The organism is Vibrio fortis, from assembly GCF_024347475.1.
Lineage (GTDB): Bacteria > Pseudomonadota > Gammaproteobacteria > Enterobacterales > Vibrionaceae > Vibrio > Vibrio fortis.
Genome location: NZ_AP025487.1, coordinates 808,450 through 820,134 on the forward strand (window position 1 = coordinate 808,450; position 11,685 = coordinate 820,134).

Genomic DNA, 11,685 nt, shown 5'->3' on the forward strand with positions numbered 1-11,685 from the left:
TTTAGAGAGAAGTTGTTATTCTTCGATAGTTGGAAGAGGTTGCTCGTCTGGGATAGTCACCTGTAATTGAATCACACGGCGGTTGTCTGCAGAGGTCACTTTGAAATGGTAGTTTTCAATTTCTACGATTTCGCCGCGGGTCGGCAGATGCCCAAAGGCTGTCATTACCATACCACCAACAGTATCCACTTCATCGTCACTAAAGCTGGTTCCAAATGTGTCATTGAACTCTTCAATAGTGGTTAAAGCTTTTACTGAGAAGGTATGCTTGCTCAGCTTACGAATGTCTAACTCTTCTTCATCGTCGAACTCGTCTTCAATTTCACCAACGATTTCTTCGAGGATATCTTCAATGGTTACAAGACCAGATACACCGCCAAACTCATCGACAACGATAGACATGTGGTAACGCTCTTCACGGAACTCCTTGAGTAGGCGGTCAACGCGCTTACTTTCAGGAACAACAACCGCAGGACGAATCACTTGCTCAATGTCGAATGGGGCGCTGTCTGAGCCCAAATACTTAAGTAGGTCCTTCGCTAAAAGAATGCCCTCTACATGGTCTTTATCTTCACTGATCACTGGGTAGCGAGAGTGTTGAGCATCAGTAATGAGCGCAATCAATGTATCTAAGTCATCGGTGCGTTCAACTGTGACCATTTGAGAACGCGGTAGCATGATGTCACGCACGCGCATCTCAGAGATTTCCATTACACCCTCAAGCATGTCGCGAGTGTCGTGGTCAATTAGGTCATTAATTTCAGAGTCGCGAATTACATCGACGAGCTCTTGGCGGTCTTTTACCTCGCCTTGAAATAGTTGGCCTAGGCGTTCAAAGAAGGACTTTCTACTCGGACCTTCAGATTTTTTACTTCCCTCAGAAGTGGGGGGGTTACCTTCGTTCATGATTTCTCAAAAAATAACGCTATCAGAAGTGTGATAGCACACATAACAACTCAGATACCTATTGTGTTTCCAGGTTCGTGGAGTTGTTGTTTCTCTGCAACCTATTTTCCTAGAAGCGGTTTACTTTTCTAGGATGTAAGGGTCTTCGTAACCCATAGCTTGCATGATTTCTGTCTCGAGTGACTCCATCTCTTCAGCTTCATCATCTTCGATATGATCATAACCTAGCAGATGCAGACTGCCATGTACAACCATATGAGCCCAGTGTGCTAACAGAGGCTTGTTTTGCTCTTCTGCTTCTTTTTCTACCACTTGGCGGCAAATGATGAGATCACCTAAAAGATCAAGCTCAATGCCCGGAGGCGCCTCGAACGGGAAAGACAACACATTAGTTGGCTTGTCTTTTCCGCGATACTCATGATTCAGCTGGTGGCTCTCTTTCGTATCAACGATACGAATAGTCAGCTCCGCATTCTCTTGGAATTGAGGAATGGTTTTGTCCAACCACTGCTGAATATCTTGCTCAGTCGGTAAGCCTTGTTCATCTTCGACTGCTAATTGCAGGTCTAGTTCAATAGACATCTATTTATCACCTTGTTCTGAAACGACAGAGCTATTTTGTGTTGCTAATTGTTTCTCAGCTGGCTGTTGAGCTTCGAGTAGTTTGGCCTCACGCTCTTCACGCTTACGACGTTCAAATTCTTTGCGCTCTTTTTGGTCTTTCGCTTCCCATTTCTCATACGCATTAACGATACGAGCAACAACTGGGTGACGAACCACGTCTTCAGACATGAAGAAGTTAAAGCTGATGTCATCGACTTCACTTAGTACTTCTGTTGCATGGCGTAGGCCAGATTTCGCGCCGCGAGGTAAATCGATTTGGGTGATATCACCGGTGATGACCGCGCGCGAGTTGAAGCCAATACGAGTTAGGAACATCTTCATCTGTTCAACAGTGGTGTTCTGGCTCTCATCAAGAATGATGAAGGCATCGTTTAGCGTACGGCCACGCATGTACGCAAGCGGTGCAACTTCAATCACGTTGCGTTCAATCAGCTTTTCAACACGCTCAAAGCCCAGCATCTCAAACAGGGCATCATAAAGAGGGCGCAAGTAAGGGTCGACTTTCTGACTTAAGTCGCCAGGAAGGAAACCAAGCTTTTCACCGGCTTCAACCGCTGGACGCGTTAGTAGAATACGACGAATTTCTTGACGCTCCAGTGCGTCTACTGCTGCTGCCACTGCTAGGTAAGTTTTACCAGTACCAGCAGGACCAATACCAAAGCTAATGTCATGAGTAACCATGTTCATTAGGTACTGTGCTTGGTTTGGTGTGCGCGGCTTTATGACGCCTTTCTTAGTCTTGATGAACACTTCTTTGCCGTGCTCAATACTTGACTCAGTCGTTTGTTCTAGAACACCAGACTCTTTGATAGCTAAGTGGATTTGCTCAGGTTCGATGTCTGGGATATTACCTTTCACCGGAGCAGACTCTACATAAAGGCGCTTAACGATTTCAAGCGCTGCTGCAGCCGTGTGAGGCTTGCCTACGATAGTGAAAAAGTTGCTGCGGTAGTTGATCTCGACACCTAAACGGCGCTCAAGGTGTTTGATATTGTCATCGAATGGGCCACATAGGCTTGCAAGGCGACGGTTATCTGCAGGTTCTAGATTGATCTCTAGGGTAACGATTTTATTGCTCAAATTAGCCTCTCATTTTGTGCCACCACTCTTTTCAATAAAAAAAGAGCAAGAAGCCCGATTGAGACCGGGCTTCTAATGGCGATTTCCCTATTTCTAAGATGGTCACTTAGTTAGGTAATTTCAAGCTTTGCTGTTCAGCTTTGTGCTGAACTTAGATGTTTCGCTTATGGCGTAAATGTTGCTACACCTAGCTCATCTTCGTGTTTTGTTTTCGCCATCATCTGAGTTGGAGAGATGATAGTGCGTAGGTCCATGTCTTTTTCTGTACGAACCAGTTCGCCACGTAGAGAGTTAGCAAATACGTCTGTGATCTTCACATCAACGAATTGACCGATAAGGTCTGCACTGCCTTCGAAGTTAACAACACGGTTGTTCTCGGTACGTGCACGAAGCTCCATTAGGTTCTTCTTAGACGGACCTTCAACAAGAACGCGTTGCTCTGTATCAAGCATTAGGCGTGAGTAACGCATAGCTTGAGAATTCACAACTTGTTGCAGTTCGTATAGACGCTCTTTCTTCTCTTGTTCTGGCACATCACAAGGGTAATCGGCCGCTGGCGTACCTGGACGAGGAGAGAAGATGAAGCTGAAGCTCATATCGAAATCAACGTCTTTGATTAGCTTCATTGTCGCTTCATGATCCATTGCGGTTTCACCAGGGAAACCAACGATGAAGTCCGAACTGATTTGAATATCAGGACGCGCTTTACGTAGCTTACGAATGATCGACTTGTATTCAATCGCTGTGTGAGGACGCTTCATCATCGTTAGGATGCGGTCACTACCACTTTGTACAGGTAGGTGCAGGAAGCTTACAAGTTCAGGTGTATCTTCGTATACAGCGATGATGTCGTCAGTAAACTCAAGTGGGTGGCTTGTTGTGAAACGAATACGGTCGATACCATCAATTGATGCAACAAGACGAAGCAGTTCAGCGAATGAACAGATGTCACCTTCGTGCGTTGGACCACGGTAAGCGTTAACGTTTTGGCCTAGTAGGTTTACTTCACGTACACCTTGCTCTGCAAGTTGTGCGATTTCGAATAGTACGTCATCCATTGGACGGCTTACTTCTTCACCACGAGTGTAAGGTACAACACAGTAAGTACAGTACTTAGAACAGCCTTCCATGATAGAAACGAATGCTGTTGCACCTTCAGCGCGAGGCTCAGGTAGACGGTCAAACTTCTCAATCTCAGGGAAAGAGATGTCCATTACTGGTGCTTCATCGCTTAGAGATTGTTTGATCATCTCTGGTAGACGGTGCAGTGTTTGTGGGCCAAAGATAACATCTACGTATGGCGCACGTTCACGGATGTGATCACCTTCTTGAGTCGCTACACAGCCACCCACACCGATCACAACACCGTCTTTTTTATCTTTTAGTGTTTTCCAACGACCAAGCTGGTGGAATACTTTCTCTTGCGCTTTTTCGCGGATAGAACAGGTATTCAGTAGTAGTACATCTGCTTCCTCAGGTACTTCTGTTAGCTCATAGCCATTTGCGGCATTTAGCAGGTCAGCCATTTTTGATGAATCGTATTCATTCATCTGGCAGCCCCAAGTTTTAATTAGCAGTTTCTTACTCATGTTTTGTTCGCTCGATCGTTAGTTTAATTTAAGGGAGCAAATCGCCCAGTGTTAATCCGCGGTTACGGTCTCTATTATAGCTTCTAAATATGGCTAAAATAGCGCTACCCTAACAGCAAGCGGCGTATTGTACTGGTTTCAAAACCGACTGACTAGTGGTCTAGCAAAATCTCTTATGTAGTGGTTTTTATTCTCGTTAAGATTGTTGGTTATTTCGAGAAACACTATACGCAGCAAGGGATTGTCCATTTTGAGATTAAGGTTTTTGGTTACAAGTAAGTTGTGAAAACGTACAATCAAAAACAGTCATTGAATCAAACTGATAAGTACAAAATATGAACAGTTACGATATTGTGGTAGTCGGCGGTGGTATGGTTGGTGCAGCAACCGCTATCGGATTTGCGCAGCAAGGCATGCGTGTCGCGGTGATCGAGGGATTTGCTCCGCAAGCTTTCGAAAAAACACAGCCTATGGATATTCGTGTCTCTGCGATCTCTCAAGCCTCTGTGGATCTGTTGGATTCGCTGGGTGCGTGGGATGCGATCGAGAATATGCGAGTTTGCACGTACAAGCGCTTGGAAACTTGGGAGCACCCAGAGTGTCGCACGCGATTTGATGCTGCATCTTTAGAATTACCTCGACTGGGCTATATCGTAGAAAACCGCCTTATCCAACTTGGGTTATGGGCACAGTTTGAACGTTATGACAATCTTGAACTGCTTTGCCCAGAGAAGCTAGACACCATTGAGCTCGGTGAAACGAACACAGTTGTGCTGCAGTCTGGCTTGTGCTTATCAACCAAATGGGTTGTTGGTGCAGACGGTGCGAATTCGGCTGTTCGCCAGCAAGCTGGAATAGGTATCACGGCTTGGGATTATCGTCAGCACTGCATGTTGATTAATGTTGAGACCGAACTTCCTCAGCAAGACATTACTTGGCAACAGTTTCTACCAAGTGGTCCTCGTTCATTTTTACCTCTAGCGTCGCTTACAGAAGAGGGCAAGGAAGTGGGGCAAGGCTCTCTGGTATGGTACGACAAACCATCACGCATTAAGCAGTTGTCTGCTATGAGTCCTGAGAAACTGCGTGCTGAAGTGTTAAGTCATTTTCCTGCGGAGTTGGGGGATATTAAGGTGCTTCAATCGGGTTCTTTCCCACTGACTCGCCGACATGCACAAAGCTACGCTCAAAATAAGTGTATCTTGGTTGGAGATTCAGCGCACACAATTAACCCTCTGGCTGGGCAAGGTGTGAATCTCGGTTTTAAAGACGTGGCCGCTCTAATCAACCTAACCAAGGAGCAGGGTGAATTAACGGATGCTGTCGCAAGAAGCTATGAGGTAAAAAGAAGAGGGGATAACCTTATCATGCAGAGCGGCATGGACTTCTTCTACAAAACGTTCAGCAACGACCTTGGCCCACTTAAGTTTGTTCGTAATGCAGCATTAAAGCTAGCAGAGAACTCTGGACCAATTAAAAACCAAGTATTGAAGTATGCTTTGGGGCTGTAGTTTAAAGTCTCGTAGAGCTGAAAAGTAGAGGAGAGCCACAGTGCTCTCCTTTTTTATGCACGTAACTTTATAGTTGCTCTGTAATACAAACGGGCGAGCCTACTTGTAACGCGTGTCCGCTGTAGGTTAAAGACCCATCTAGCGGGTTGCGCTTAAAAGAGGTGATATTATTGGAGTGCTGGTTTGCAGCGATTAGCCACTCTCCATCATTGGTGATATGAAAATCACGAGGGAAACTCCCTTGTGTCTCATAACTATCAATAAAAGCTGGCTTGTAAGTTATAGGATCGAGTTTGAAGTGACTGATCTTTGATTGATGTCGGCAAGAGACATAAAGATATTCCTCATCTGGCGATAGCTTGATCGCCGCTGCCGCTTCTCCTTTTTCTGCATTAGGAAGCGCATCGATCTCCTCAACAATATGCCACCGTCCAACTGTCTTCTCTAGCATTAGAATCGTTTCAGATAGCTCACAGACAACATAGGCTTTGTCTTCAGCCTTATTGAAAACCATATGACGAGGTCCATTGCCCGCAGGAACTTCAATAGACTGCATTGGTTCTTCTAGAAAGTCTTCTTGTTCTTCATCGAAGCAGTAGAAGTTAATGCGATCGGCGCCAAGATCAACGGTAACAAATTGTGGTGATTGCGTTAAAAATAGGCACTGATGAGCGTGTGGTCCAGTCTGTCTATCCTGATTAGGGCCTGAGCCTGACATTTTAAGGGTTTTGACTTTTCTATCGATATTGCCATTGATGTTCAAACTGAAGATATCGAATGTGCCTGAAGAGTACTGGGAGGTGATGGCAAACTTATGGCTAGGATCTATCGAAATGTGACAAGGGTGATCGCCAGAGATTGAGGCGGAATTAGATGGAACGTTTGAACCTGTCTCTGAGACATGAAATAGCTGAGGTTGGGACTGTTGGTCGATTTCAGATGCGGTATAGATGCCCAGCTTTGTAGAGACAACAAAAGAGGGGTTAATGCACTTTGCGATCAGTTGTGGAGGGTTCAGCTTACCTGTTTCCAGATCTAACTGAGTTTGATATACACCTTGGCTTCCATTTGGATCTTCTGTGTAGCAACCGATGGTTAAAGGGAGAGTTCTCATAGCGCTGTCATACTCGATGTAAAAGTGGAGCTGACATTGTCTTATAAAAAGTTAACTAAGTGCTGAATCTAGGGGAAATACTTGGTGATGTGGTTAGCAGATTTGTATATTTCAGATAAAAGAAAACCCAGCTAAAAAGCTGGGTCTCTAATGATGGTGCGGAAGGAGAGACTTGAACTCTCACACCTTGCGGCGCCAGAACCTAAATCTGGTGCGTCTACCAATTCCGCCACTTCCGCATCAATTTGTAGTTAAGGAGATGATTGGTAGATCTCAATAACGTTGTATTTGATTGTTTCACGTGTCAATCACACACACTTCGTTTCCGAAGAAGAATAATGGTGCGGAAGGAGAGACTTGAACTCTCACACCTTGCGGCGCCAGAACCTAAATCTGGTGCGTCTACCAATTCCGCCACTTCCGCATCAATTCTGTAGTCATACCGATAATTGGTAAAATCAGTATCACGTTGTATTTTTCATTCTAATGAAAGAATGGTGGCTACTGCGGGATTTGAACCTGCGACCCCATCATTATGAGTGATGTGCTCTAACCAACTGAGCTAAGTAGCCAACTTGTTTCTCTTTCGAGATCTCTTTGTTTCCAAAGAAGAATAATGGTGCGGAAGGAGAGACTTGAACTCTCACACCTTGCGGCGCCAGAACCTAAATCTGGTGCGTCTACCAATTCCGCCACTTCCGCATCGCTAGTTTATTTTCTAGCAAATAATGTAGTTAAGGAGATGATTGGTGAATCTCAATAACGTTGTATTAGTGGCTGGGCTACCTGGATTCGAACCAGGGAATGCCGGCATCAAAAGCCGGTGCCTTACCGCTTGGCGATAGCCCAACTGGATTGTTTTATGTGTCAATCACACGCTCTTCGTTTCCGAAGAAGAATAATGGTGCGGAAGGAGAGACTTGAACTCTCACACCTTGCGGCGCCAGAACCTAAATCTGGTGCGTCTACCAATTCCGCCACTTCCGCATCAATTCTGTAGTCATACCGATAATTGGTAAAATCAGTATCACGTTGTATTTTTCATTCTAATGAAAGAATGGTGGCTACTGCGGGATTTGAACCTGCGACCCCATCATTATGAGTGATGTGCTCTAACCAACTGAGCTAAGTAGCCAACTTGTTTCTCTTTCGAGATCTCTTTGTTTCCAAAGAAGAATAATGGTGCGGAAGGAGAGACTTGAACTCTCACACCTTGCGGCGCCAGAACCTAAATCTGGTGCGTCTACCAATTCCGCCACTTCCGCATCAATTTTTTAGTTAGAGAGATGATTGGTGAATCTCAATAACGTTGTATTAGTGGCTGGGCTACCTGGATTCGAACCAGGGAATGCCGGCATCAAAAGCCGGTGCCTTACCGCTTGGCGATAGCCCAACTGGATTGTTTTATGTGTCAATCACACGCTCTTCATTTCTGAAGAAGAATAATGGTGCGGAAGGAGAGACTTGAACTCTCACACCTTGCGGCGCCAGAACCTAAATCTGGTGCGTCTACCAATTCCGCCACTTCCGCATCAATTTTTTAGTTAGAGAGATGATTGGTGAATCTCAATAACGTTGTATTAGTGGCTGGGCTACCTGGATTCGAACCAGGGAATGCCGGCATCAAAAGCCGGTGCCTTACCGCTTGGCGATAGCCCAACTGGATTGTTTTATGTGTCAATCACACGCTCTTCATTTCTGAAGAAGAATAATGGTGCGGAAGGAGAGACTTGAACTCTCACACCTTGCGGCGCCAGAACCTAAATCTGGTGCGTCTACCAATTCCGCCACTTCCGCATCAATTTTTTAGTTAGAGAGATGATTGGTGAATCTCAATAACGTTGTATTAGTGGCTGGGCTACCTGGATTCGAACCAGGGAATGCCGGCATCAAAAGCCGGTGCCTTACCGCTTGGCGATAGCCCAACTGGATTGTTTTATGTGTCAATCACACGCTCTTCATTTCTGAAGAAGAATAATGGTGCGGAAGGAGAGACTTGAACTCTCACACCTTGCGGCGCCAGAACCTAAATCTGGTGCGTCTACCAATTCCGCCACTTCCGCATCGCTAGTTTATTTTCTAGCAAATAATGTAGTTAAGGAGATGATTGGTGAACCTCAATAACGTTGTATTAGTGGCTGGGCTACCTGGATTCGAACCAGGGAATGCCGGCATCAAAAGCCGGTGCCTTACCGCTTGGCGATAGCCCAACTGGATTGTTTTATGTGTCAATCACACGCTCTTCATTTCTGAAGAAGAATAATGGTGCGGAAGGAGAGACTTGAACTCTCACACCTTGCGGCGCCAGAACCTAAATCTGGTGCGTCTACCAATTCCGCCACTTCCGCATCAATTTTTTAGTTAGAGAGATGATTGGTGAATCTCTCTAACGTTGTATTTTTCATTCTAGTGAAAGAATGGTGGCTACTGCGGGATTTGAACCTGCGACCCCATCATTATGAGTGATGTGCTCTAACCAACTGAGCTAAGTAGCCATCTGAGAGCGAGACAATATAAACTAAACTCGCTTTCAATGCTATTACCTTTTTACAGATAATTGCACTTTAATTTGTGGCTGGGCTACCTGGATTCGAACCAGGGAATGCCGGCATCAAAAGCCGGTGCCTTACCGCTTGGCGATAGCCCAACAATTGATATCAAAAGATATCTCAAATATGGTGCGGAAGGAGAGACTTGAACTCTCACACCTTGCGGCGCCAGAACCTAAATCTGGTGCGTCTACCAATTCCGCCACTTCCGCATATTTCCTAAATACTCTAACTCATAGAGAGAAAAGCGTTTAGGAAATGGTGGCTACTGCGGGATTTGAACCTGCGACCCCATCATTATGAGTGATGTGCTCTAACCAACTGAGCTAAGTAGCCATTTCCAAATTGTCATTCCCTTTTGAAGCGTTGTTGCTTCGTTGGGAACGGGGCGCATTATGCGTAGTTGAGTGAAACCCGTCAACTTTTTTTTTAAATAAATCACGAATAAATGCCTGTTCGATTTCTTTTTAGACAAAGAGGCGTATTTGTGATCAAAAAATGGGGTTGAAACCCGATATTTTGGTGCAGTTAATTTTGAGATGAATGGAAATCATTGAATAAAGAAAACAAAAAAGGCCAGTGAGAGCACTGGCCTCTGGCAATAAGTTGCTAATAAAACTTATACGTTGAAGCGGAAGTGAACAACATCGCCATCTTTAACGATGTAGTCTTTACCTTCTAGACGCCATTTACCTGCGTCTTTTGCACCGCTCTCACCGTTAAACTCGATGAAGTGGTCGTAACCAACAACTTCTGCACGGATGAAGCCTTTTTCGAAGTCAGTATGGATCTTACCCGCAGCTTGTGGCGCAGTTGCACCAACAGGGATAGTCCAAGCGCGAACTTCTTTAACACCTGCAGTGAAGTAAGTTTGCAGAGTAAGTAGTTCGTAGCCAGAACGGATAACGCGGTTTAGACCTGGTTCCTCGATACCCATGTCCGCTAGGAACTCTTCACGATCTTCGTCTTCAAGTTCAGATAGCTCTGATTCGATAGCCGCACAAACAGCAACAACAACGTTGTTCTCTTTTTCTGCGTATTCACGAACTGCATCTAGGTACGGGTTATCTTCGAAACCGTCTTCGTTTACGTTCGCAATGTACATTGTTGGCTTAAGTGTTAGGAAGTTTAGGTAGCCGATTGCTGCCGCTTCTTCTTTTGATAGCTCAACGGTACGTGCCATACCACCTTCAGTAAGAACTGGTAGTAGCTTTTCAAGAACAGTGATTTCGAACTTAGCGTCTTTGTCACCGCCTTTTGCTTTCTTAGTGTTACGTTGAATTGCACGCTCACAGCTGTCTAGGTCAGCCAGTGCAAGTTCAAGGTTGATCACTTCGATATCGTCGATAGGTGATACTTTACCTGAAACGTGAACGATGTTTTCGTTTTCAAAACAGCGAACTACGTGACCAATTGCGTCAGTTTCACGGATGTTTGCTAGGAATTTGTTACCCAGACCTTCACCTTTAGATGCACCAGCAACTAGGCCAGCGATATCAACGAATTCCATCGTTGTTGGAAGGATCTTCTGCGGATTAACAATTTTCGCTAATGCATCTAGACGTAGATCAGGTACTGGAACGATACCTGTGTTTGGTTCGATGGTACAAAACGGGAAGTTTGCTGCCTCGATACCTGCTTTAGTTAGTGCATTAAACAGAGTTGACTTACCAACGTTTGGTAGACCAACGATGCCACATTTAAAACCCATGATATAAACCTTATTCTGCTTTGAACGTATGTAAGCGATTTTGTGCTTTTGATAGGCCATCTTTTAATAAGATGTCTAGGCTGCGTACTGATTCGTCAACAACGGCATCAATACACTCTTGCTCTTTTTGCGGAGCTTTGCCTAATACATAACCTGCAACTTTATCTTTGTGTCCCGGATGGCCAATGCCTAAACGAAGACGGTAGAATTCTTTATTGTTACCCTGCTTGCTGATGATGTCTTTGAGTCCATTGTGACCGCCATGGCCGCCACCCTTTTTGAACTTACCAATGCCAGGAGGAAGATCGAGTTCGTCGTGCGCAACCATGATCTCTTCTGGTTTGATTTGATAGAACTTCGCCATTGCCGCAACGGCTTTACCGGACAAGTTCATGTAAGTTGTTGGGATCAACAAGCGAAGATCTTCACCGTGAACCATAATGCGTCCAGTTAAACCAAAGAACTTTGCTTCATTCTTTAGCGTAACATTGTGTACGCGTGCTAATTCTTCAACTACCCATGCACCCGCATTGTGGCGAGTCTTGGCGTATTCTGGACCTGGATTTGCCAGTCCAACGAGAAGTTTTATTTGTTGGCTCAA

8 protein-coding genes and 20 tRNA genes are annotated in these 11,685 nt (G+C 45.1%); 1 reads left to right on the plus strand and 27 read right to left on the minus strand.

Features of this window, described 5'->3' with window-relative positions; genetic code table 11:
• Positions 1–15: 15 nt before the first annotated feature.
• From corC to miaB, 4 genes are all read right to left on the minus strand, one after another.
• Positions 16–906 (minus strand): CNNM family magnesium/cobalt transport protein CorC, encoded by an 891-nt coding sequence (corC, locus tag OCV50_RS03555; RefSeq protein WP_032551450.1) that lies wholly within the window; start codon positions 904–906, stop codon positions 16–18.
• Positions 907–1,026: 120 nt separating this feature from the next.
• Complete coding sequence (gene ybeY / locus OCV50_RS03560) at positions 1,027–1,488, minus strand: rRNA maturation RNase YbeY (RefSeq protein WP_261903722.1); 462 nt, start codon at positions 1,486–1,488, stop codon at positions 1,027–1,029.
• Positions 1,489–2,610: a PhoH family protein gene (locus tag OCV50_RS03565; RefSeq protein ID WP_239842447.1), complete on the minus strand. Its 1,122-nt coding sequence runs from the start codon at positions 2,608–2,610 to the stop codon at positions 1,489–1,491. It lies immediately after the preceding gene.
• A 164-nt stretch (positions 2,611–2,774) separates the two neighbouring features.
• Positions 2,775–4,199 carry a tRNA (N6-isopentenyl adenosine(37)-C2)-methylthiotransferase MiaB gene (gene miaB, locus OCV50_RS03570; protein WP_239842448.1) on the minus strand — a complete coding sequence of 475 codons (1,425 nt, stop codon included), beginning with the start codon at positions 4,197–4,199 and terminating at the stop codon, positions 2,775–2,777.
• Between the two features lie 335 nt (positions 4,200–4,534).
• Between miaB and OCV50_RS03575 the strand changes: the two genes are divergently transcribed.
• Positions 4,535–5,710 carry a 2-octaprenyl-3-methyl-6-methoxy-1,4-benzoquinol hydroxylase gene (locus OCV50_RS03575; protein WP_261903723.1) on the plus strand — a complete coding sequence of 392 codons (1,176 nt, stop codon included), beginning with the start codon at positions 4,535–4,537 and terminating at the stop codon, positions 5,708–5,710.
• Positions 5,711–5,777: 67 nt separating this feature from the next.
• On the opposite strand, the gene OCV50_RS03580 is transcribed toward OCV50_RS03575, so the two are convergent.
• The 23 genes from OCV50_RS03580 to pth form a co-directional block, all read right to left on the minus strand.
• Positions 5,778–6,824 carry a lactonase family protein gene (locus tag OCV50_RS03580; protein ID WP_261903724.1) on the minus strand — a complete coding sequence of 349 codons (1,047 nt, stop codon included), beginning with the start codon at positions 6,822–6,824 and terminating at the stop codon, positions 5,778–5,780.
• Between the two features lie 154 nt (positions 6,825–6,978).
• A tRNA-Leu gene (locus OCV50_RS03585) sits at positions 6,979–7,063 on the minus strand.
• A 100-nt stretch (positions 7,064–7,163) separates the two neighbouring features.
• A tRNA-Leu gene (locus OCV50_RS03590) sits at positions 7,164–7,248 on the minus strand.
• A 71-nt stretch (positions 7,249–7,319) separates the two neighbouring features.
• Positions 7,320–7,396, minus strand: a tRNA-Met gene (locus OCV50_RS03595).
• 45 nt (positions 7,397–7,441) lie between these two features.
• Positions 7,442–7,526, minus strand: a tRNA-Leu gene (locus OCV50_RS03600).
• 72 nt (positions 7,527–7,598) lie between these two features.
• Positions 7,599–7,673 (minus strand) — tRNA-Gln (locus OCV50_RS03605).
• Between the two features lie 53 nt (positions 7,674–7,726).
• Positions 7,727–7,811: transfer RNA gene (locus OCV50_RS03610), tRNA-Leu, on the minus strand.
• 71 nt (positions 7,812–7,882) lie between these two features.
• Positions 7,883–7,959, minus strand: a tRNA-Met gene (locus tag OCV50_RS03615).
• Between the two features lie 45 nt (positions 7,960–8,004).
• Positions 8,005–8,089: transfer RNA gene (locus OCV50_RS03620), tRNA-Leu, on the minus strand.
• A gap of 53 nt (positions 8,090–8,142) precedes the next feature.
• Positions 8,143–8,217 (minus strand) — tRNA-Gln (locus OCV50_RS03625).
• A gap of 53 nt (positions 8,218–8,270) precedes the next feature.
• Positions 8,271–8,355 (minus strand) — tRNA-Leu (locus OCV50_RS03630).
• Between the two features lie 53 nt (positions 8,356–8,408).
• Positions 8,409–8,483, minus strand: a tRNA-Gln gene (locus tag OCV50_RS03635).
• Positions 8,484–8,536: 53 nt separating this feature from the next.
• Positions 8,537–8,621 (minus strand) — tRNA-Leu (locus OCV50_RS03640).
• 53 nt (positions 8,622–8,674) lie between these two features.
• Positions 8,675–8,749: transfer RNA gene (locus OCV50_RS03645), tRNA-Gln, on the minus strand.
• A 53-nt stretch (positions 8,750–8,802) separates the two neighbouring features.
• Positions 8,803–8,887 (minus strand) — tRNA-Leu (locus OCV50_RS03650).
• A gap of 72 nt (positions 8,888–8,959) precedes the next feature.
• Positions 8,960–9,034, minus strand: a tRNA-Gln gene (locus OCV50_RS03655).
• Positions 9,035–9,087: 53 nt separating this feature from the next.
• Positions 9,088–9,172, minus strand: a tRNA-Leu gene (locus OCV50_RS03660).
• A gap of 70 nt (positions 9,173–9,242) precedes the next feature.
• Positions 9,243–9,319 (minus strand) — tRNA-Met (locus tag OCV50_RS03665).
• Between the two features lie 77 nt (positions 9,320–9,396).
• Positions 9,397–9,471, minus strand: a tRNA-Gln gene (locus OCV50_RS03670).
• A gap of 29 nt (positions 9,472–9,500) precedes the next feature.
• Positions 9,501–9,585, minus strand: a tRNA-Leu gene (locus OCV50_RS03675).
• 47 nt (positions 9,586–9,632) lie between these two features.
• Positions 9,633–9,709: transfer RNA gene (locus OCV50_RS03680), tRNA-Met, on the minus strand.
• Positions 9,710–9,992: 283 nt separating this feature from the next.
• On the minus strand, positions 9,993–11,084 hold the full coding sequence (ychF, locus tag OCV50_RS03685) for a redox-regulated ATPase YchF (RefSeq protein WP_255231260.1): 1,092 nt from the start codon (positions 11,082–11,084) through the stop codon (positions 9,993–9,995).
• Positions 11,085–11,094: 10 nt separating this feature from the next.
• Positions 11,095–11,685: an aminoacyl-tRNA hydrolase gene (gene pth / locus OCV50_RS03690; RefSeq protein WP_239843020.1), complete on the minus strand. Its 591-nt coding sequence runs from the start codon at positions 11,683–11,685 to the stop codon at positions 11,095–11,097.